Annotated in this window: 22 protein-coding genes and 1 other annotated feature; of the genes, 21 read left to right on the plus strand and 1 reads right to left on the minus strand. The window is 27.3% G+C overall.

The window, feature by feature from the left end:
• Positions 1-93: 93 nt before the first annotated feature.
• From KGF46_RS02455 to KGF46_RS02495, 9 genes are all read left to right on the plus strand, one after another.
• Positions 94-1,038, plus strand: coding sequence for an ATP phosphoribosyltransferase regulatory subunit (locus tag KGF46_RS02455; protein ID WP_227827401.1), 945 nt, complete (start codon positions 94-96; stop codon positions 1,036-1,038).
• Between the two features lie 21 nt (positions 1,039-1,059).
• Positions 1,060-1,686, plus strand: a complete 627-nt coding sequence (hisG, locus tag KGF46_RS02460) for an ATP phosphoribosyltransferase (protein WP_227432938.1) — start codon at positions 1,060-1,062, stop codon at positions 1,684-1,686.
• Positions 1,687-1,719: 33 nt separating this feature from the next.
• Complete coding sequence (hisC, locus tag KGF46_RS02465) at positions 1,720-2,769, plus strand: histidinol-phosphate transaminase (protein ID WP_227827402.1); 1,050 nt, start codon at positions 1,720-1,722, stop codon at positions 2,767-2,769.
• Positions 2,770-2,771: 2 nt separating this feature from the next.
• Positions 2,772-3,350 carry an imidazoleglycerol-phosphate dehydratase HisB gene (hisB, locus tag KGF46_RS02470; RefSeq protein ID WP_227827403.1) on the plus strand — a complete coding sequence of 193 codons (579 nt, stop codon included), beginning with the start codon at positions 2,772-2,774 and terminating at the stop codon, positions 3,348-3,350.
• Position 3,351: 1 nt separating this feature from the next.
• Positions 3,352-3,957, plus strand: coding sequence for an imidazole glycerol phosphate synthase subunit HisH (gene hisH, locus KGF46_RS02475; protein WP_227827404.1), 606 nt, complete (start codon positions 3,352-3,354; stop codon positions 3,955-3,957).
• Complete coding sequence (gene hisA / locus KGF46_RS02480; protein WP_227827405.1) at positions 3,954-4,676, plus strand: 1-(5-phosphoribosyl)-5-[(5-phosphoribosylamino)methylideneamino]imidazole-4-carboxamide isomerase; 723 nt, start codon at positions 3,954-3,956, stop codon at positions 4,674-4,676. The genes hisH and hisA overlap by 4 nt, the downstream gene beginning before the upstream one ends.
• On the plus strand, positions 4,658-5,416 hold the full coding sequence (gene hisF, locus KGF46_RS02485; RefSeq protein WP_227827406.1) for an imidazole glycerol phosphate synthase subunit HisF: 759 nt from the start codon (positions 4,658-4,660) through the stop codon (positions 5,414-5,416). Before hisA ends, hisF begins: the two co-directional genes overlap by 19 nt.
• A gap of 28 nt (positions 5,417-5,444) precedes the next feature.
• On the plus strand, positions 5,445-6,113 hold the full coding sequence (hisIE, locus tag KGF46_RS02490) for a bifunctional phosphoribosyl-AMP cyclohydrolase/phosphoribosyl-ATP diphosphatase HisIE (protein WP_227827407.1): 669 nt from the start codon (positions 5,445-5,447) through the stop codon (positions 6,111-6,113).
• A gap of 809 nt (positions 6,114-6,922) precedes the next feature.
• Entirely contained in the window at positions 6,923-8,260 is a 1,338-nt protein-coding gene (locus KGF46_RS02495; protein WP_227827408.1) for an APC family permease, read from the plus strand.
• Positions 8,261-8,352: 92 nt separating this feature from the next.
• Here the strand turns inward: KGF46_RS02495 and KGF46_RS02500 are convergent, their stop codons facing one another.
• Positions 8,353-9,201 carry an MBL fold metallo-hydrolase gene (locus KGF46_RS02500; RefSeq protein WP_227827409.1) on the minus strand — a complete coding sequence of 283 codons (849 nt, stop codon included), beginning with the start codon at positions 9,199-9,201 and terminating at the stop codon, positions 8,353-8,355.
• A gap of 502 nt (positions 9,202-9,703) precedes the next feature.
• On the opposite strand from KGF46_RS02500, the gene KGF46_RS02505 reads away from it, so the two are divergent.
• From KGF46_RS02505 to KGF46_RS02560, 12 genes are all read left to right on the plus strand, one after another.
• Positions 9,704-10,537 carry a polysaccharide deacetylase family protein gene (locus tag KGF46_RS02505; RefSeq protein WP_227827410.1) on the plus strand — a complete coding sequence of 278 codons (834 nt, stop codon included), beginning with the start codon at positions 9,704-9,706 and terminating at the stop codon, positions 10,535-10,537.
• A gap of 69 nt (positions 10,538-10,606) precedes the next feature.
• Positions 10,607-11,563, plus strand: coding sequence for a peptidylprolyl isomerase (locus KGF46_RS02510; RefSeq protein ID WP_227827411.1), 957 nt, complete (start codon positions 10,607-10,609; stop codon positions 11,561-11,563).
• A 51-nt stretch (positions 11,564-11,614) separates the two neighbouring features.
• Positions 11,615-12,097, plus strand: coding sequence for an RNA polymerase sigma factor (locus KGF46_RS02515; protein WP_227827412.1), 483 nt, complete (start codon positions 11,615-11,617; stop codon positions 12,095-12,097).
• Positions 12,098-12,108: 11 nt separating this feature from the next.
• Positions 12,109-12,978, plus strand: a complete 870-nt coding sequence (locus KGF46_RS02520) for an anti-sigma-V factor rsiV (protein WP_227827413.1) — start codon at positions 12,109-12,111, stop codon at positions 12,976-12,978.
• A gap of 42 nt (positions 12,979-13,020) precedes the next feature.
• Positions 13,021-13,776 (plus strand): DUF3298 and DUF4163 domain-containing protein, encoded by a 756-nt coding sequence (locus KGF46_RS02525; protein ID WP_227841889.1) that lies wholly within the window; start codon positions 13,021-13,023, stop codon positions 13,774-13,776.
• 41 nt (positions 13,777-13,817) lie between these two features.
• Positions 13,818-14,645: an XdhC family protein gene (locus tag KGF46_RS02530; protein ID WP_227827415.1), complete on the plus strand. Its 828-nt coding sequence runs from the start codon at positions 13,818-13,820 to the stop codon at positions 14,643-14,645.
• Positions 14,645-15,406: a SprT family zinc-dependent metalloprotease gene (locus KGF46_RS02535; RefSeq protein ID WP_227841888.1), complete on the plus strand. Its 762-nt coding sequence runs from the start codon at positions 14,645-14,647 to the stop codon at positions 15,404-15,406. Before KGF46_RS02530 ends, KGF46_RS02535 begins: the two co-directional genes overlap by 1 nt.
• A gap of 160 nt (positions 15,407-15,566) precedes the next feature.
• Positions 15,567-15,825, plus strand: a binding site (T-box leader).
• Positions 15,826-15,929: 104 nt separating this feature from the next.
• The gene (locus tag KGF46_RS02540; RefSeq protein ID WP_227432962.1) at positions 15,930-16,169 is read left to right on the plus strand and encodes an ACT domain-containing protein; all 240 of its coding nucleotides are present in this window, start codon (positions 15,930-15,932) and stop codon (positions 16,167-16,169) included.
• 296 nt (positions 16,170-16,465) lie between these two features.
• Positions 16,466-17,485 carry a ketol-acid reductoisomerase gene (gene ilvC / locus KGF46_RS02545; RefSeq protein WP_304521577.1) on the plus strand — a complete coding sequence of 340 codons (1,020 nt, stop codon included), beginning with the start codon at positions 16,466-16,468 and terminating at the stop codon, positions 17,483-17,485.
• Positions 17,486-17,535: 50 nt separating this feature from the next.
• Entirely contained in the window at positions 17,536-19,224 is a 1,689-nt protein-coding gene (ilvB, locus tag KGF46_RS02550) for a biosynthetic-type acetolactate synthase large subunit (protein ID WP_227842012.1), read from the plus strand.
• A 220-nt stretch (positions 19,225-19,444) separates the two neighbouring features.
• Positions 19,445-20,122, plus strand: a complete 678-nt coding sequence (locus tag KGF46_RS02555; RefSeq protein WP_227827418.1) for a manganese catalase family protein — start codon at positions 19,445-19,447, stop codon at positions 20,120-20,122.
• Positions 20,123-20,299: 177 nt separating this feature from the next.
• Positions 20,300-22,336 (plus strand): thioredoxin domain-containing protein, encoded by a 2,037-nt coding sequence (locus KGF46_RS02560; RefSeq protein ID WP_227841887.1) that lies wholly within the window; start codon positions 20,300-20,302, stop codon positions 22,334-22,336.
• The last annotated feature ends 121 nt before the right edge of the window (positions 22,337-22,457 follow it).

The following is a 22,457-nucleotide window of genomic DNA, read 5'->3' on the forward strand; positions in this document are numbered from 1 at the left end:
AAATTATAGCCATATAGGTATAAAGCCTATATGGCTTTTTTATTGTTTTAAATTTGCAAATGTAAGAGTAATTTTAATGAAAAGGGTGAGAGTATGAAATTTTTAAGGATTGAAGATGAAGTTATTTATTCTAAAAAAAGATACAAATTAAAAAGAGAAATAGACAGGCTTTTCTTAGATGAAGAATATTTTCAAATAGAACCACAATTATTTGAAGAATATGATGAATTTACAAATATAAATAGTAAAATTCCAAAAGAATCTATGGTAAAGGTTGTAAATGGAAGAGTAATGGTCCTAAGAGCTGATATAACTACAAGTATAATAAAAAGTCTCATACCAAGATGGGAAGATGGTTTAAAACTTAAACTTTTTTATAATTCATCTATATATAAAAATAAGAATACAGTTGGAATAAAAGAGATAAGACAGATAGGTTGTGAGTACTTAGGAGAATCTTCTTTAGAAGCAGATAGAGAAGTGGTAAAATTGGCTCTTAAGATACTTGAAAAGTACAACAATAATTTTATTTTGGAGGTTGGTAGTAGTAAATATATTAATGGACTATTAGAGGAATTAAAATTGAACAAGAATTGTGAAAATCAAATTAAAAACTTATTGTATACCAAAAATAACCATGAACTAAAAGTATATATTGAAGATTTAAAAATTAAAAATGATGTAAAAGAATTATTATCAAATATCTTAAGTTTTCAAGGTAATCTATATAATGTTATTGAAAAGGCACAAAAATTCTATTGTAATGATAAGATGAAACAAGCACTTGAAGAGTTAAAACAAATAAACGATTTAATTGAGGAATGTAATTTTTTAGATAAAGCTAGATTTGACTTATCAATGATTACAATGCTTGACTATTATGAAGGAGTTATGTTTAGAGGATACTATCCAGACTCATATAAAGAAATTCTAAGCGGTGGAAGATATGATTCTCTAACTAAAGAGTATGGAAAAGAAATTCCAGCTATTGGATTTACATTAAGTGTTGATGAATTAATGAAGTATGTATATAAGTAAGATTGAAAAGGAGGTATTATTTTGGATTATTTAACTATAGCATTAGCAAAAGGAAGAATAGAAGGGGAATCATTTAAAAAATTTAAAAAAATGGGGTTGGGGGATAGTATAGATACTGATACAAGAAAGCTAATTTTTAAAGATGAAAAAAATAAAATCATATATATACATGTAAAACCATCAGATGTAGTTACGTATGTTGAAAAAGGAGTTGCTGACCTCGGTATAGCAGGTAAAGATACTATTTTAGAAAATGAAACAGATGTATATGAAATATATGATTTAGGTTTTGGAAAGTGTAAATTTGCAGTAGCAGGACTAAAGGGAGATAGTATATATAGAAAAGATGAATATCTAAAAGTGGCAACAAAGTACCCAAACATAGCAAAAAAATACTTTAAAGAAAAAGGTCAAAAAATTGAAATAATAAAACTAAATGGTTCTGTTGAACTAGCTCCAATAGTAGGCTTATCAGATGTAATTGTTGATATAGTTGAAACGGGTAATACACTTAAAGCAAATGGACTTGAAATATTAGAAGATATATGCGATATAAGTGCTAGGATTATATCAAATAGAGCTAGTTATAGATTTAAGTATGAACAAATTCAAAATATAATTCGTTTGTTTAAGGAAATTGATAACTAAAATATAATTAAAATTGACAAGGAGAGGTTTAAATTGAGAGAAAAAGAAAGTATAAGAGAGCTAAAGGGATACGAACCAAATTGTGTAAATTGTAAGGTAAAGCTTGATGCAAATGAAGGAAATAAAAAGTTGTTTAAGTATCTTGTTAAAGAGCTTGGAGATAGTGATATAGATTTAAATTTATATCCTGAAGACTCTTATAGCGATTTAAAAGAGTCTATAATAAACTACATAGATGTTTCTGGAGTAAGTAAGAAAAACCTTTTAGTAGGAAATGGGTCAAGTGAAATAATTGATTTGATAATACATACTTTTGTAGATAAAGATGAAACAATATTAAGTTTTTCTCCAAGTTTTAGCATGTACTCTATATACAGTCAGATAAATGGTTCAAAGTTTATAGGTGTTGAGAGTGATGAAAATTTAGTTATAAATATAGATGATGTAATTGAAAAAGTAAAAGAAAATAATCCAAAGATAATAATTGTTTGTAATCCTAATAATCCAACAGGGACAATACTTAAAAGAGAAGACATAATAAAACTTTTAAACTCAACTAACAGCTTAGTAGTCTTAGATGAAGCATATATGGATTTTGGGGAAGAAAGCATGTTAGAGAATGTTTTTGAGTATGAAAACTTAATCGTTCTTAGAACGCTATCAAAGGCATTTGGATTAGCTGGCATAAGAACTGGATATATGTTATCTAATAGTAGTTTAATAAACTCTGTTGAGAAGGTAAGACCTCCATATAACTTAAATTCATTATCAGATTTCATTGCTACAAGAGCATTGCAAAATAAAGAAGTAGTGAAATCTTATATAAGGGAAGTAAAAAAAGAAAGAGCAAAATTATATAAAGAAATGATTGATATAGGTCTCAAAGTGTATGAATCACAAGCAAATTTTATATTGTTTTATTCTGAGATAGAAAATTTATCACAAAAGCTGATTGATAGAGGAATACTAATAAGAAAGTTTAGTGGAAAACTAGAAAATTATTATAGAGTTACAATTGGTGATAAAGAAGAAAATATTATGTTTGTAAATACTATAAAAGATATTTTTCAAAAGGAGAATTAGGTATGAGAATTTGGAAGATAGAAAGAAATACACTTGAAACACAGATTTTAGTAGAACTAAACATTGATGGTACTGGAAAAGTTGAGATAGATACTGGAATTGGATTTTTAGACCATATGCTTACTTTAATGGCATTTCATGGTAAGTTTGATTTAAAGGTTATTTGTAAAGGAGATATATATGTAGATGACCATCATAGTGTTGAGGATATAGGTATAGCTATAGGAGAGGCATTTAAAAATGCTTTAGGGGATAAAAAAGGAATAAGAAGATATTCTACTATCTACATACCTATGGATGAATCTTTATCCATGGTATCGATTGATATAAGCAACAGACCATATCTTGTATTTAATGCAAAGTTTGATACTCAAATGATTGGTAGTATGAGTACACAGTGTTTTAAAGAATTTTTTAGAGCTTTTGTAAACGAATCTAGAGTAACTTTACATATTAACCTTTTGTATGGAGAAAATGACCATCACAAAATAGAAAGTATTTTTAAAGCATTTGCAAGAGCGTTGAAAGAAGGTAGTGAAGTAATTTCCAATGAAATAGCATCTTCAAAGGGGGTCTTATAAAATGAATATAATAGTAGATTATGGTCTAGGAAATATAGATTCTGTGTCCAGAGGTTTTAAAAAGGCTGGAATAGAAACTAAAATTTCTAACAATTTAAATGAAATAAAGGAGGCAAATTCACTAATACTTCCAGGTGTTGGAGCTTTTAGAGATTCTATAAATGCCTTAAATAAACTAGATTTGGTACCAATAATAAAAGAACATGTGTCAAAGGGAAAGTTTTTAATAGGCATATGTCTGGGCATGCAATTACTTTATGAAAAAAGCTATGAATATGGAGAATATGAAGGGTTAGGTCTTATAGAAGGTAGCATTGATAAACTGGATATAAGTTTAAAAGTTCCACATATGGGATGGAACAATCTAAAATTTAATAAGAAAAATGATGATATCCTTAAATATATTAAAGAAGATGACTATGTATACTTTGTTCATTCATATTATGCAAATTCATCAAATGAAGAACTTGTTGCTTTTTCAGAGTATGAGAAGAAGATTCCAGCTATAGTTAGAAAAGATAATGTATATGGTATACAATTTCATCCGGAAAAAAGTGGAGAAGTAGGTTTAAACATATTAAAAGCATATGGGGAGATGATAAAATGATAATATTTCCAGCAATAGATATAAAGGATAACAAATGTGTACGATTAACTCAAGGTGATTTTGATAAAGTAAATGTATATTATGATAATCCATTAGAGGTAGCATATAAATGGAAAAATGAAGGTGCAGAATATATACATATAGTAGATTTAAATGGAGCTAGAAGTGAATTTGGTGTAAATACAAAAACAATTGAAAATATAGCAGACAATATAAAAATACCTATTCAAGTAGGTGGAGGGGTTAGAGACAAGGAAAAAGTTCAAAATTTAATAAAAGCAGGTGTTACTAGAGTGATACTTGGGAGTATAGCAATTGAAAATATGGAGTTAGTTGAAGAGTTGGTTAATGAATATCAAGAAAAAATTGTTGTTTCAATTGATGCTAAAGATGGAAAGGTAGCGGTTAGAGGTTGGGAAGTTGTAAGTAATGTAGATTCTCTTACTTTATGTAAACAACTTGAAAAAACAGGAGTAAAGACGATTGTTTATACAGACATATCAAAAGATGGTATGCTTCAAGGTCCAAACTTTGATATATATGAAAAAATATCAAAAGAGACATCTTTAAATGTTATTGCTTCTGGGGGAGTGACTTCTATTGAAGACATCAAAAAACTTAAAAATATGAACTTATATGGAGCAATAATAGGTAAAGCACTTTATGATAAGAAGATAGACTTTAAGGAGGCTCAACAACTATGCTTACTAGAAGAATAATACCATGCCTAGATGTACGAAATGGAAGAGTTGTAAAGGGGAAAAAATTTACAGATATAGTGGATGTTGATAGTCCAGAAGTCCTTGGAAAATTTTATAGTGACTGTGGTGCAGATGAACTTGTATTTTATGATATAACTGCATCAAATGAAGACAGAAAGACATCTTTAGAATTTGTATCTAAAGTTGCAGAAAATATAAATATCCCATTTTGTGTGGGTGGAGGAGTAAATAAATTAGAAGATTTTACTAATATTTTAAGAAAAGGTGCTGATAAAGTTTCTATAAATTCATCAGCAGTAAAAAATCCTGAATTAATAAGAGAAGCCTCATTAAAGTTTGGTGCACAATGTGTAGTTTTATCAATAGATGCAAAAAAAAATGAAGAAGGTTCATGGAGTGTATATGTAAAAGGTGGTAGAGAGAAAACAGATTTAGATGTAATTGAATGGGCAGTTAAAGGTGTTGAACTTGGAGCTGGAGAGATTGTTGTAAATAGTATGGATGAAGACGGAATGAAAAATGGATATGATATAGAGTTACTTTCAAAAATAACATCTTTAGTAAATGTACCTGTTATAGCATCTGGAGGGGCTGGGAAAATGGAAGATTTCTATGAAGCAGTCAAAGAATCTAATGTAGATGGAATTTTAGCAGCATCTGTTTTTCATTTTGGAGAGATAAAAATAAAGGATTTGAAGAAGTATTTAAAAGAAATGGGTGTAGAAGTAAGATTATAAATTAAATATCTATAAGGAGAATGGGAAAATGAATGATAAATGTAATAATATGTGCAGTGAAGAATTTGAAGAATTTATAAAAAATGTAAAATTTGATGATAAAGGATTAATTCCTGCTGTTGTTCAGGATGTAATAAGTAAAGATGTATTGATGTTAGCATATATGAATGAGGAGTCTATAAAGAAAACTTTAAGAGAAAAAATAGCTTGTTACTTTAGCAGAAGTAGACAAGAATTATGGATTAAAGGTGAGACATCTGGAAATATTCAAAAAGTAGTCAAAATTTCTTATGATTGTGATGTAGATACAATATTACTTTTAGTTGAACAAACAGGTGTAGCTTGCCATACAGGTAATTATTCTTGTTTCTATAGAGATTTATTTGATGATACTGATAAAATTGATTTTGAAGTACAAAAAAATACATTAAAAGAATTATATGATTTAATAAATGAAAGAAAAAATAATCCTATTGAGGGGTCTTATACTAACTATCTTTTTGATAAAGGTTTGGATAAAATTCTTAAAAAAGTTGGAGAGGAAAGCAGTGAAGTAATTATAGCTTCAAAAAATGAAGATAAAAGTGAACTTATTTATGAAATTAGTGATTTAGTATATCATACATTGGTTTTAATGATAGAAAAAGATGTTGAAATTGATGAAATAAAAAAAGAATTAATTAAAAGAAGAAAATAGAATAAAGATAGATTGATAGAAAATAAGAAAGTATACCGTTTTTTAGAAAAAATGGTATACTTTCTTATTTTCTATTTTTATATTGTAGAGTAAAATCGAAGGTTTCTTGCTTAAGTTTATTATGTATACAATTTATCTACAAAACGATTATAATACATTATTTGTTTTAGAAAAAACATCATTATCTAATTAATATTTAAGAAGAATGATTTTGAATTAATTTTCATATTGAATAATATGGGCTTAAAAAGGATATATTTTAAGATGGAATAGGCTAAATTTTAATAAAAAGTAAACGTTTTCAAAATTAATATTTTATTTTTTACTAAAAAATAAAATATTAATTTTGATTTATGGTTTAATTTGGGTTATAATAAATTGTTAAATTATTTATTACTATAAAACAAGCTATAAAATAAATAAAAATGATATTATTCCGTCAAAAAAATTAATAATAAAATACAAATTATATGAATATAATAAAATGTTTTGAAAAACAGTGAAATTTTATTGCAAAAGATTTAAATTAATTTTGACTTAGGGATGTAAGCTATTCTAAGAGGCAAATGGATATTTAAATGTAAAACAATTTAACTGTTATGAAGAAAGTATCATCGTATTTGGATTTTTAATTTTTATAATTTTTTTAAAAAAATTTTAATTTTAGTTAAAATTAAAATTTACAAAAGCTTAGCATATGTTATTTTATTTTAATAAATAATAAAAACTATTTTTCTATAATATTGGCATAGTAGATGCTTATATAACTATGAAATTAAAATTAAATAAGATGAAGTAGGAGGAAAAAAATGGGAAATAGTGAGCTAAAAAAGACTCTTGGTGTATCTGCAGCATTATCAACTGTTGTAGGTTCAGTAATAGGGGCAGGTGTATTTTTTAAACCACAAGCAGTTTATACATTAACTGGAGGAGCTCCAGGACTTGGTATATTGGCATGGTTAATAGCAGGAATCATAACTATAACAGCTGGGCTTACAGCTGCAGAGGTATCAGTTGCAATACCAAAAACTGGTGGAATGATGGTATATATAAAAGAGATTTATGGAGATAAATTAGGATTTTTAACTGGATGGATGCAAATTGTATTATTTTATCCTGGGATGATGGCAGCATTAGGTGTCATATTTGGAGAGCAAGCATCAGCTTTAATTGGTAATTCATCATTATTACTTCCAATAGCAATTGGGATTATAGTGATAGTTGCAGGGTTGAATATGTTGGGTTCAAAAACTGGGGGAGCTATACAAACAATTTCTACGATATGTAAATTAATACCACTTATATTAATAATGATTGTTGGATTTATTAAAGGTGGTGGAGATAATCCAATACTTAGTCCTATGGTTGGTGAAGGACTAAGTCTAGGTAGTGTAATAGGTCAAGTTTTAATTGCTATATTATTTGCATTTGATGGATGGATGAATGTTGGTACTTTGGCTGGAGAAATGAAAAATCCAGGAAAAGACCTTCCAAAAGCTATAATAGGTGGATTATCAGTAGTTATGGCTGTTTACTTTGTAATAAACTTGGCATATCTTTGGGTATTACCAGCTAGTGAACTAGCTACTTACGCTTCACCAGCATCAGCAGTTGCTGAGGTTATATTTGGTTCAATAGGTGGAAAAATAATATCTGTAGGTATATTAATTTCAGTATTTGGAGCATTAAATGGATTCTTATTAACTGGTTCAAGAGTGGCCTATACTTTGGCAACAGATAAAACTTTGCCTAAATATAAGGTGTTTTCTAAATTAAATTCTGCTCAAGTTCCAGCAAATTCTATAGCATTAGTATCTGTTCTTGCAGCTATTTATGCTTTATCAGGTCAATTTAATTTATTAACTGATTTAGCAGTATTTGCTACTTGGATATTCTATGTATTGACATTTATAGGGGTAATGAAGCTTAGAAAAACTCACCCAGATATACCAAGAGAATACAAAGTACCACTATATCCAATTGTTCCAATAATAGCTATAGTGAGTGGTATATTTGTCGTAGTTAATCAATTATGCTTCGCAGGTATGAAAACTACTATGATATCTGTTGGAGGTCTTATAATAACAGCTATAGGATTACCAGTGTATGCTTATATGACTAAGAGAACAAAAAATGAGTCTAACTAGTTTATAAATACTTTATGATTATATGAAAAATAAAATCCCAATCTATCTATAGATAGATTGGGATTTTATTTTTTTATTTTTAGTTTATAAAATTACACTTCTAAAAAGTCACCTGTCTTAAAATATTCTATTTTGTCTCCAAGTAATTCTTTCATGTAATCAAATGCAACTAGTCCTGTACAATGGAATGTATATATTTTCTGAAAACCAATTGTGTTAAGTTCCTTTATGACATCATCTATGTATTCTGTAGAACAGTTAAGTCCACCCTGTTTTGATAAATTATCCATATGAAATCCTCCAATAATAAACTTAATTGATTTATCTGGAAAGTATTTTTTAACCGTATGAGCGATATTTACAATTCCACTATGACTACAACTACTTATTATTGATACATAGTCTCCATCCACATATATTAAGAATAATTCGTGCTTAAAATCATCTTCAATGAACATATTGTCTTTAAATTTTAACAGATTTTTGTCTCTACAAAAGAAATCTTTATTATTGTTTTTATCAGAGCAGATATAAAGATTTTCACTAAGTTTGTAAAAATCATCTATCCAAATGAAGTTTTTATTAAAATCTTCAAACAAGCCTTTTCTATTTCCTATATAGTAGTTTTCTTGCTGATTTTCGTTATGGCAGAAATATTCATATAATTTAGCTTGCGATTTTATATAAACATTAATATCTTTATTAATTTCAAAAAATTTATCTATACCACCAATATGGTCTGAATGATTATGAGATATTACAAGTGCATCTAAATTTAATAAATCAACATTTAAATTTTTAGCATTTTCTATAAAATCTCCACTTTTTCCTGTATCTAATATATATCTTTTATCATTAATTTCTAAGAACAAAGATAAACCATGTTCAGATTTTAAGTTTTTGGAGCCAGAAATATTTTCAATTAAAGAAATTACCTTCATAAACAATACCTCCCAATAATATTTTTAGAATTTTTATACAACTAATACTTACATTGTAACAAATTATTATGTTGTAATGTAAAAATTTGCCTATAAAGTATAACACTTTGTAGACAAGTTTATAAATTTTTATTTAATAACAAAAACAATTGTATATGAATATATAACATATGAAGTCAAAACAAGAAACAATAGTGTTTTCGTAATATATTTCTTATTTAAAATTTCTATTTTATAGAAAAAAAATTATAAATTTTAAAAATTAGAAACGACATTTTAACTAGTATTAATTGTAAAAAACACTATATAATACTCAATTTTCAACATTCTATACAATTATACAGAAATTATACAGCATAATAATCATCAAAATAACAAATTTTAAAAATTAGGTAAAACTTTTTGTCGAAGTTCAACGTCTATATATATGTAGTGAAGATTATGATTCTAAAATACTACAAAAATATAAATGTAAAAATATAGTAATATTGGAGGTCGAACGATGAGAAATAAAAAGAAAAAAATAAATAGAAAGAAATTATATTTGCTTTTAAGTGCCATAGTAGTTTGTTTAGCATTTATAATAATTGGTATACGAGTTAGTTATATGAATATAAAAGAAGATGAAATTAGTAGAAATGCTAAACTATCAAGTTCTACTATTACAGATATAATATCTAATACATCAGCAGAAGTTAGTAAAGGGCCTAGTAAAAGTTCTGGAAAAGTAGCATACATAACTATAGATGATGGTCCATCTAAATTTACTGACCAAATGATAAAAACTTTAAATAAGTATAATGTTAAAGCAACTTTTTTTATGATAGATGGAAATATGAAGGAATATCCACAGCAAGTTAAAAATATAATTAAAAATGGGAACACAGCAGGTTTTCATAGTGTATCTCATGATATTCATAAACTTTATGTTACTAGTACATCAGCAAAAGATGAATTTGATACGAATGATCAGACTCTTTATAGTATAACTGGTAAACATTCAAAAGTAATAAGAATTCCTTATGGAAGTAAACCATATACTCCACAAGCTTCATATCAAGCCTTAGTTGATGCAGGGTATAAAATTTGGGATTGGGATTTAGATACTGAAGACTGGAAATCTAATTCTGCACAAATTGTACAAAATGTAAAAACTCATATTAAGAATAGAAAAGGTGAAGATAAAGATCAACTTGTAGTTTTAATGCATGAGAAAAAACAAAGTGCAGAAGCTTTAGATTCAATTTTAAAATTTTTATCAGATGAAGGCTATGAATTTGCAGCAGTAGAGCAAAATCAAATACCAAAAAATTATTGGTTACGCAATTTAGAATAGTAAAAATAAAAAAATGTTGATTAAGAGTTTTAAAAATTGAAAATAAAAAATGAGTGAGGTGTAAGTGTTTTGAATAAAAAACTTTGTATAGGAATGGTTGGAATACTATCTTTAATGATGGCTGGTTGTAATAAAAGTTTAGCTAAAGTGAATGATGTAGAAATCACGAAGGCGCAATATGAAAAAACAAAGGCAGTCTTATCTGCTACTAATAGTTATATAAATGGTCAATCTTTGGATGAAATGGAAAAAAGTTTGGATAAAAAAGGTAGAAATAAACTAGAAAATGTTATAATATCGTTTATGGTGGATAATGAACTTTTATATCAAGAGGCTAAGGATAAAGGATTAACTCCAAGTAAAAGTGATATAGACTCAAAATATCAAGAACTAGAAAATGAAATTAATTTGAATACAAGCTATAAAGAAAAAATGGACAAAGCAGGTGTAGATAAGGAATATTTAAAACAAATAATATCTAGAGATTTAGCCATAGACAAAAGTAAAAAAGCCTTTGAAAATAAAATAAATATAAGTGATGCCGAGATGGAATCTTATTATGTAAATCATAAAAAAGATTTTAATGTAGAAGAAGTAAGTGCTTCTCAAATATTGATATCAACTTTAGATAAAAATAAAAAAGAAGTAAGTAAGGATAAAAAAGAAGCTTTAAAAAAAGAGGCCGAGAGTATATTGACTAAAATCAAAAATGGAGAAAGTTTTGAAGCATTAGCTAAAAAATATTCCGATGACAAAGCGACTGGAAAAAATGGAGGTCAGCTAGGATATTTTTCAAAAAATGATAAAAATGCTGAATTTACAAAAGAAGTATTCAAATTAAAGAAAAATGAGGTTTCAGGTGTTTTTGAAACTAGTTATGGATATCATATAGTCAAAGTTACTGATAAAAGAGAAAGACAAAAAAGTCTTAATGAGTGTCAGAGTTTAGTAAGAGAATCTATTTTAAACGAAAAATATATTGAGCACATAAAAAAATTGAACGAAAGTGCAAAAGTAGAGAGATAGAATCTATAAAAACTCAATCCTAGCCTGTAGCCGGAGGGAGATTTTACAGGAATGTTTAAGAGTTTAAAGAGAAGGAAAGTTGAGAGATACATTATCGATAATAAAGACTCTTTTTATAGAATTGCATATAGTTATACAAAAAATGAGGAAGACGCCTTAGATGTGGTTCAAGAAGCCATGTATAAGGCTTTATATTCAGTAGAAAACCTTAAAGAAGTAAATTATATAAAAACATGGTTTTATAAAATTCTAGTTAGAACGAGTATAGATTTTATTAGAAAAAACCGTAAATATAACAACATGACAGATATCACTCTTATAGATGAGACAGGAGAATATGACAAGTATACTGATTTAGACCTAAAAAAAGCGTTAGAAGAATTACCTATTGAATATAAATCTATTATAATATTGAGATTTTTTGAAGATTTAAAGATTGAAGAAGTAGCAATAATATTGGATGAAAATGTGAATACTGTTAAAACTAGGTTATATACTGCTTTAAAAAAATTAAAATTAAAAATTGAAGAGTAGGGATAAAAAGAATGACAAACAAAGAAAGGTTAGATAAGTTAAGAGATGAGTATCATAAAATTCCAATACCAAAGAAACTAGATACTATAATAAATCATAAGAAAATAAAAGATATATATTGCGAACAAAATAAAAAGATAAATAGATGGAGATTTAAAGTTATTATGGCTTCAGCCTGTATGTTTATAGTATTAGTAAATATAAGTCCTGTATTTGCAGATAACTTTTCTAAATTACCTATAATCGGAGGATTAGTAGAAGTAGTAACTATAAAAAATTATAGTTTAAAGAACGAAAACTATGAAGCTAAAATTGATATTCCTAAAATACAAGGTTTAAAAGATAAAAATTTAGAGAAGAGATTAAATAATAGTTTTATGGAAGATGGAAAGAGGCTTTATGATGAATTTCAAAATAGAATGGAAAAAATAGAATTATCAAAAAATAAGGGGCATAAATACTTAAGTTTAAGTTACAGTGTTAAAAATAATTCTAAAGATTTTCTATCAATAGAAATGACAAAAAATGAAATAGAAGCATCATCATATGTGAGTAAAATACATTATAATGTTGATAAAAAAAGACAAATAGTTTTAACTTTACCTATGCTTTTTAAGGATGATAAATATATAAAAGTTATTAGTGATAATATAAAAGAACAAATGCGAAATCAAATGAAAAATGACAGTACAAAATCATATTTTATAGACCAAGGAAAAGATTCTCCTGTTAAAGATTTTAAAACAATAAATAAATATCAAGATTTCTATCTTAATAAGAATGAAGACCTTGTAATTTGTTTTGACCAGTTTGAAGTAGCACCTGGTTATATGGGTTCAGTAGAATTTGTAATCCCATATAAAGTAATAAAAGATTTGTAAATAGAATAGTAATTTATATATAAATATATTAAGGAGGTTAATATGAATACATATAAAAAACTTAAAAAATCTATATTTAAAATTGCTGTGATTTCAGTGTGCCTACTTGTAGCATTAGTAAATGTACATCCTATATTTGCAGGAAGTTCTTCTAATAAACTTGTAAAAAAGAATCAGATAAAAGTAATAAATGCTAAAAATTATAGTCTAAAACAAGATAATTATGAAGTTAATATTAGAGTTCCTAAGATAGAAGGTTTAAAAGATAAAGATTTAGAGAATAAATTAAACAATGAATTTATGGAAAATGGGAAAAAGCTTTATAGTGAATTTCAGAATAAAATGAAAAAAGAAAATAATAAAGGTCATAGATACTTAAATGTAAGTTATAGTGTAAAAAATAATTCTAAGGATTTTTTATCTATAGAAGTTAAAAAAGAAGAGATAGAAGCTTCTTCATATGTAACTAAAACGCATTATACTATTGATAAAAATAGAGAAATACTATTAAATTTACCAATATTTTTTAAAGATAGTAGATATATAGATGTTATAAGTGATAATATAAAAGAACAGATGAAAAATCAAATTAAGAAAGACAATACAAAATCATATTTTATAGACCAAGAAAAAGATTCCCCAGTAAAAAATTTTGAGTCTATAAATAAGTATCAAGATTTCTATTTTAATAAAGATGGAAACCTTGTAATTAGTTTTGATGAATATGAAGTGGCTCCTGGTTATATTGGGCCAGTTGAGTTTGTAATACCAGACAAAGTAATAAAAAATTTAAAGTAGACATATAAAAGATTTTTAAATAGACAGGTAAGGAGAAATATATGAATATATATGAACAAGCGATAAAGTTAATAGAAAATAACGAGGACTTTGCATTTGCTACAATAACTTCTCACTCAGGTTCAACACCACGTGAAACTGGAGCAATGATGATTGTAAAAAGTGATGGTTCTATATTTGGTTCTGTAGGTGGAGGAAGTGTAGAAGCAACATGCATAAAACATTCAATTAATGTTATAAAAAATAGAGAGTCAATGTTGTATAAATTTACTCTAAATAAAACTGATATAGCAAAGCTTGGAATGATATGTGGTGGTACTGGAGAAATACAGATAGATTTTATTGATAGTAAATTGAAGAGCAATTTAGAAAGATTTAATAAAAACTTAAAAGAAAATATAAGTAAAGCATATATATTTGGGGCAGGTCATATTTCAAAAGATGTAGCAGTAATATTATCACTTTTAGAATTTAGGACAGTAGTAATAGACGATAGAGAGGAATTTGCTAATTCTGAAAGATTTCCAGATTCAGAAGTAGTAGTTTTAGATTCTTTTGAAAATATACCAGATTTTCCAATTGATGAAAATAGCTATATAATTATTTTAACAAGAGGTCACTTGTATGATTCAAGTTCACTGGAATGGGCTCTTAAAACGAATCCTTGTTATATAGGTATGATTGGAAGTAGAACAAAAATCGGATTGACATATGAAAAACTTATGAAAAATGGGTTCAGTAAGGAAGAACTAAATAAAGTACATGCGCCAATAGGAATAAAATTAGATGCTCAGACACCAGCAGAAATAGCTGTATGTATAGCAGCTGAACTTATAAATTGCAGGGCAAATAAGGAAAAAAGAAATTAATGAACATGATAAGTAAAGATTATGATATTCTAAATGTTAGTTTTAAAAATAAAGAAATAGAAGCAGCTTTATTTTATAAGAATAGAAAAAATATTTGTATAAAAATAGACTCATTTGGTAAAGTAATTGTAATAAGTCCTCCTAAAGTTTCTAAAAAAACAATAAGAGACATAATACTTAAAAAAGGAGATTGGATACTTAAAAAATCTTCTGAATATAAAGATAGAGAAGAAGTATATAGAGAAAAAACATTCATGACAGGGGATAAATTTCTCTATCTTGGTGAAGAGTATTGTTTAATTATAAATGAAACTTTGGAGGCTTGTGTTAAAAAAAGTAATTGTAAAATAAATATTGATGAATCTAAAATAATTGTTCAAACCAACGATACAAGTAAAGACTTTATTAAAAAATCTTTGAAGTACTGGTACAAAAAAGAAAGTCAAAGAATCGTCTCAGAAAGAATAGATTATCTTAAATCGAATTGTGATATAATGAAGCAACTAACACCAGTTAATGTAAAAGTAAAAGAACAAAAAAGTAGGTGGGGGAGTTGTACATCTCAAAAAAATATTTATATAAATTCAAAAATATCTATGGCGAGGTTAGATGTCATTGATTATATAATAATACATGAATTTAGTCATTTATTACATATGAATCACTCAAAAAAATTTTATGATTTGGTAAAAAATATTATGCCAGATTATAAAGATAAAGAAAATTGGCTTAAAAAAAATGAGTATAAGATAACAATATGAAAACGATTATTTCAAAATATGGATTTAAAATATAGAAAAATGATTATTTTGAAGAAAATAAATAATCTGAAAATTTTAAAAAAAGTCGTTGACATTATAAAAAATAGATAATATAATCTATATTAACAGCAAAACAAAGTTAAAAAATAAAATTAAATAAATAAAAGCAATGACAGAGACAACAATACTAATGGAGTTATCCACAGAGAACCAATGTTGCTGAGAATTGGTGTTAACAGTAGTATAATGATCACTCTGGAGCTTTTGTACTGAATATATTTTAGTAAGTACAAACGTCTGCCAACGTTATATGGCTAAGGTTAAGGTAATCAATTACCCGACCTGAAAAAAGAGAGGTAGATGTATTTTTTATATCTACAAATAAGGTGGTACCGCGGAATTTAACTTTCGTCCTTATAAGTAATATTTATATTGCTTATAAAGACGAAAGTTTTTTTAATTTAAGCAATATAAAAGATTAATCCATATAAAATAATAATAAAAAAATAAGGAGGAGTTTTTTATGGAAAATACTGTATATGCTAAATTAAACCAAGGGATAGATTCTTTTTTAAGAGTGGCAATGACACTGAGAAGAAGAGAAGTTGATATACAATCAATAAGTATGACTGTAGATAATATGAATAATTCAGGTATAAAATTGATAGTAAACGAAGAAAAGACATCTCTAGATAGTGTCTTAAATCATATGAAGAAACTACATGATATAAGAGAAATAACTGTTGAACAGGTGAGACACTAATCAAACATGACTTATAAAAATTAAAAACAAATATGAAGAAACTAATGTTTAAATAAAAACTAAAGATAAATATTAAATGAGAAAAATCTTAGATTGAAAATACGATTATCATTGAAATTATAAAGAAATTACAAATTTAAAAAACTTAAAATTATAAATATTAAGATTATTAAAAATTATAAGTATTGAGATTCTAAAGATTAAAATTCTATAAATTAGAAAATAAAGTTTGTTAAGTAATATAGAACTAATGATAATGAGTATAAATTTCTAATAAAAATAAATATCATAAAATAATTAAGAGAAAATATTGGGAGGAAGTAAAGATGGCAAAGATGTATTATGAAAATGATGTAAATTTAGAGGTTTTAAAAAATAAAAAGGTTGCAGTTTTAGGATATGGTAGTCAAGGTCATGCACATGCACAAAACCTTAGAGATAATGGTGTGGATGTAGTGATAGGGCTTTATGATGGAAGTAAGTCAGCGCAAAAAGCAAAAGAGGATGGATTTGAAGTAAAGAGTGTGGCAGAAGCTACGAGAGAAAGTGATTTAACAATGTTGTTAATGCCTGATGAAAAGCAAAAGAAAGTTTATGAAGAAAGTGTTAGAGATAATTTAAAAGAAGGTCAGACACTAGCATTTGCTCATGGATTCAATATACACTATAATCAAGTACAACCACCAGAATTTGTTGATGTTGTAATGGTAGCTCCTAAAGGACCTGGTCACCTAGTTAGAAATGTATTTACTAAAGGAAGTGGAGTTCCAGCATTGTTTGCAGTATATCAAGATTACACTAAAAAAGCCACAGAGACAGTTTTGGCATATGCAAAAGGAATAGGAGCTACAAGAGCAGGAGTTTTAGAAACTACTTTTAAAGAAGAAACAGAAACTGACTTATTTGGAGAGCAATCAGTACTTTGTGGTGGTATAAGTGAACTTATAAAGTTAGGATATAAGACACTTGTAGATGCGGGGTATCAAAAAGAAGTAGCATATTTTGAATGTCTACATGAAATGAAACTAATAGTTGACCTTATATATGAAGGTGGATTTGAAAGAATGAGATACAGTATAAGTGATACAGCAGAATATGGAGATTATGTATCTGGTAAAAGAGTAATAACTGATGCAGCAAAACAAGGTATGCAAGATGTATTAGAAGATATACAAAATGGAAAATTTGCTAAGGCATGGATTAAAGAAAATGAAGAAGGGCGTGAGAACTTCCTAAAAACTAGAGAAACAGAATATACTACAGAAATAGCTGAAGTTGGTAGAAATCTAAGAAGTATGATGTCATTCTTGAAATAAATATATTAAATGGATTAGTTTGAGGGAAAGAGTGGTGCATAGTAGTGCGTATTAATGGAGCAAAGGTAATTTTAGAATGTTTGAAGAAAGAGGGCGTTGACACAATATTTGGATATCCTGGTGGAGCAGTAATACCTCTTTATGATGCTCTATATGATTATCTAGATGATTTTAAACATATAAGGACTTCACATGAACAAGGTTTGGTTCATGCAGCAGATGGATATGCAAGAAGTACTAATACAGTGGGGGTTTGTTTTACAACATCTGGGCCAGGAGCAACGAATGCTATAACTGGTATAGCAACAGCTTTTATGGATTCTTCTCCTATGGTTGTAATTTCAGGTCAAGTTCCAACTAGTTTATTGGGTAAAGATTCTTTTCAAGAAATTGATATAACTGGAGCAACCCTATCTATGACAAAGCACAATTATCTAGTTAGAAATACTAAAGAGTTAGTACCTACAATAAAAGAAGCTTTTAGAGTTGCAAACTCAGGAAGAAAAGGACCTGTACTTGTAGATGTTCCAAAGGATTTATTTTTAGCAGAAATGGATTTTAATGATGAGGATTATGATTTATGTCAAATAGATGAGTATATGGATTATAAGGATGATTTTGACTTAGATGATGAAAACAACCTTAAGCTTTTAAAAGATGCAGTAGATATAATAAAAGAGTCCAAAAAAACTATAATCTATGCTGGTGGGGGAGTTAAATCTTCAGATAGTGAAGAAGTTCTTGTAAAATTTGCAACGAAGATAGATACACCTGTATTAAATACACTTATGGGGCTTGGAAATATAGATAGAAAAAATGAACTATCTCTTGGTATGGTTGGAATGCATGGAAGTAGAGAAAGTAATTTGGCACTTTCTAATTCAGATTTAGTGATAGCAATAGGTGCAAGATTTAGTGATAGAGTAATAAGTAAAAGTTCTGAATTTGCTAAAAATGCAAAAATAATACACATAGATATAGACCCATCTGAAATAAGTAAAAATATAAAGTCCAATGTATCTTTAGTTGGAGATGTAAAGATGGTTCTTAGTTTACTACTAGAAAGGGTTGAAAGTAAGGACAATAGCAATTGGAAAGAGGAAATAAAGACCTTTAGAAAAGGTGAGGGTGTAGAGGAAAAAGAGTTCCATCCACAAAATATACTTAGAAAAATAAACGAGAAATATGAACAATTGGGAAATCCAACTGTAGTTGTTACTGATGTTGGTCAGCATCAAATGTGGTCTGCTAAGTATTGGGACTTTAAAGGAAATAAAAGTTTTATAACATCAGCAGGTCTAGGAACGATGGGATTTGGTTTAGGAGCTGCTATTGGAACTAAAGTTGGTAACTTAGATAAAAATGTAGTTTTAGTCACTGGTGATGGAAGCTTTAGAATGAACTGTAATGAGTTAGCTACAGTTGCAAATTATAATGTGCCTATGCTTATTTTGTTGCTTAATAACAGAACTCTAGGAATGGTAAGACAATGGCAGAAATTATTTTCTAATCAAAGATACTCTCAAACTGATATTAATGAAAATGTAGACTATGTTAAGCTTGTAAATGCTTATAATATAGATGGATATAAGGCATGTGATATGGAAGGATTAGAAAGAGCTTTGGATGCAATAGATTTTAATAAACCTGTATTTTTACAATGTGATATAGATAAAGACTATGATGTTTATCCTATTGTAGCTCCTAATGATGCATTAGAAAATTTGATATGTAATTAAAATTTGATACTGAATATTGATAAAGTTTTTTATTAAAATTTTATTGGTATTCAGTTTTTTATTTTGCAATAATCTTAAGTATAGATTAATATTTTTTAGTTTTGTAATAATTTAATGCATGTATGATAAAGTATTGATTAAATATTAATAATGTAATTTAGAATAATAATGTAATTTAAGTAAATAATAATTTTGAATAATAATTTACGGAGGTATTCATATGTTTAAGCATGATAAAGCTTTATTAAAAGAAGTAAAAGTAGAAAGACCAAACCCTCAATATGCTGTTTTGATGCAAGAACAGTTAGGTGGTGGAAATGGAGAATTAAAAGCAGCAATGCAATATTTAGCTCAAAGTTTTAGAATAAAAGACCCCCAAATAAAAGATTTATTTCTTGATATAGCAGCAGAAGAACTTAGTCATATGGAAATGGTAGGTCAAACTATAAATTTATTAAATGGGCATGATGTTGATTACAAAGCAGTTGATACAGGGGAAATAGAAACGCATGTCTTAACTGGATTATCACCAGTATTAATAAATTCATCAGGAGCTCCATGGACTGCTGATTATGTTACAGTTACAGGAGATTTAGTAGCTGATTTACTTTCAAATATAGCTTCTGAACAAAGAGCAAAGGTAGTTTATGAGTATCTATATAGACAAATTGATGATAAATATGTAAAAGAAACAATTGACTTTTTGCTTAATAGAGAAGAAGCGCATAATGCTTTATTTAGAGATGCTTTAAATAAGGTTAAAGATACAGGTTCAAACAAGGATTTTGGAGTTACAGAAGATTCTAAGCTATATTTCGATTTATCAACTCCAGGACCAAATCATGATACTAAGATAGATATCAATCCTCCTTCTTTTGAAAAACCCTTAAAGAAATAGCTTGATATTTCTTGTATTGTTTTGTTTTGGTAGGTATTTAAAAAATTATTTGCCTAGAGGAATTAAGTAGATAAAAACTTAAATATATACAGTTAAAAGTGGGTATACACTTATTATAAGTGTATATCTATTTTTTTATTGCAAAACATATAACAAAATAATAAATGAGGTGGTATTATGTCAACTAATAAAAAACCTAATAATTTAATAAATGAGAAATCTCCATATCTTTTACAACATGCATATAATCCAATAAATTGGTACAGTTGGAACGAAGAAACTTTTAAAAAGGCAAAGGAAGAAGATAAACCGATATTTTTAAGTATTGGATACTCAACTTGCCACTGGTGCCATGTTATGGAAAATGAATCTTTTGAAGATGAAGAAGTTGCTGAAATAATGAACAAAAACTTTATAGCAATAAAAGTAGACAAGGAAGAAAGACCAGATATAGATAGTGTATATATGACAGTTTGTCAAGCAATGACAGGTAGTGGTGGATGGCCAATGACCATAATAATGACTCCTGATAAAAAACCTTTTTTTGCAGGAACTTATTTTCCAAAATACTCAAGATATAATAGACCAGGCGTTATAGATTTATTGGAAAATGTATCTGAAAAATGGAATAAAAATAAAGATATGCTTATAAAATCTGGAAATGAAATAGTAGAGGCTCTTAAAGATGATTTTGGAGTAAAAAATACAGATGGTGATTTATCAAAAGATATGTTAAGTTCATCAGTTGGAATATTTAAAGCTATTTATGATGATAAATATGGTGGTTTTGGGAATGCACCTAAATTTCCAAGTCCTCAAAATCTTATGTTTTTGATGAAATACTATAGTATAGAAAAAGATGAAGATGTATTAAAAATGGTGGAAAAAACTTTAGATGGAATGTACAGAGGAGGTCTATTTGACCATATTGGATTTGGTTTTTCAAGATATTCCACTGATAAAAAATGGTTAGCACCTCATTTTGAAAAGATGCTATATGACAATGCTATGCTTACAGTTGCTTATTTAGATGCATACAAGATAACCAAGAAAGAGCTATATAAAGAAATCGCGATAAAAACTATAGATTATGTAATTAGAGAGATGCAAGATAAAGAAGGTGGATTTTATTCAGCACAAGATGCAGATAGTGAGGGAGAGGAAGGTAAATTTTATACATTTAATCCACTTGAAATAATTGATATATTAGGTGAAGAAGATGGAAAATTCTTTAATGATTACTTTGATATAACTAATAGTGGAAATTTTGAGGGAAAAAGTATTCCTAATCTTATAAAAAATAAAGAATACGATAAGTATAATGAAAGAATAGCTAATTTGAGTAAAAAGGTATTTGAATATAGGAAAGAAAGAACTTCTTTGCATAAAGATGATAAGATACTGACATCATGGAATGCATTGATGGTAGTAGCTTTAGCAAAGGCTTATAAGACTCTAAAAAATGATACATATTTGGAGTATTCAAATATGTGTCTTGATTTTATAAATAATAATCTTGTGAATAAAGCAGGTAGATTATTAGCTAGATATAGAGATGGAAGTGCTGATTATTTAGCGTATTTGGATGATTATGCATTTTTAATATGGGCATATATAGAACTTTATGAATCAACATTTGATATAAAGTATTTAGAAGAAGCATTAAAATTAAATGAAAATTGTATTGAGCTTTTTTGGGACTATGAAAAAAGTGGATTTTACCTATATGGTAAAGATAGTGAAAATTTAATAGCAAGACCAAAAGATTTGTATGATGGAGCTATTCCATCAGGTAACTCTGTACAATTATATAATCTTATAAGACTTGCAAAGATTACTGGTGATAATAAACTTGAAGAATTGTCATATAAGCAATTAAAACTTTATTCAGATAGTGTAAAAAATTCACCAACTGGATATAGTTTCTATATGCTTTCATTAATGTATGAACTTTATCCTACAAAGGAAATCATATGTATTTTAAAGGAAAACTCTGATTTGATTGGTTTTAAGACTTTAGTAAGTGAAAATTTTGTACCAAATGCAACTTTTTTAGTAAAAAAATACAATGAAGAAAATACTAAGATAGGTTTTTTAAATAATTATAAATTAAAAAATGACAAAACTACTTACTATGTATGTCAGAATAATAGTTGTAGTCAACCATTTAATGATTCACAAAAACTAAATGATATAATTTCTATGAGAGACTAATTGTAATGTTAAAAGAACTCAGTATTGATACTTGATACTGAGTTCTTTTAATAAATAATAAGCATTAATTTAATTGTCTTTAGTCCTTAAATCAATATGAAGTAACTTTTAGACTTTATAC

This window comes from Clostridioides sp. ZZV14-6153, from assembly GCF_020657855.1.
Taxonomy (GTDB): domain Bacteria; phylum Bacillota; class Clostridia; order Peptostreptococcales; family Peptostreptococcaceae; genus Clostridioides.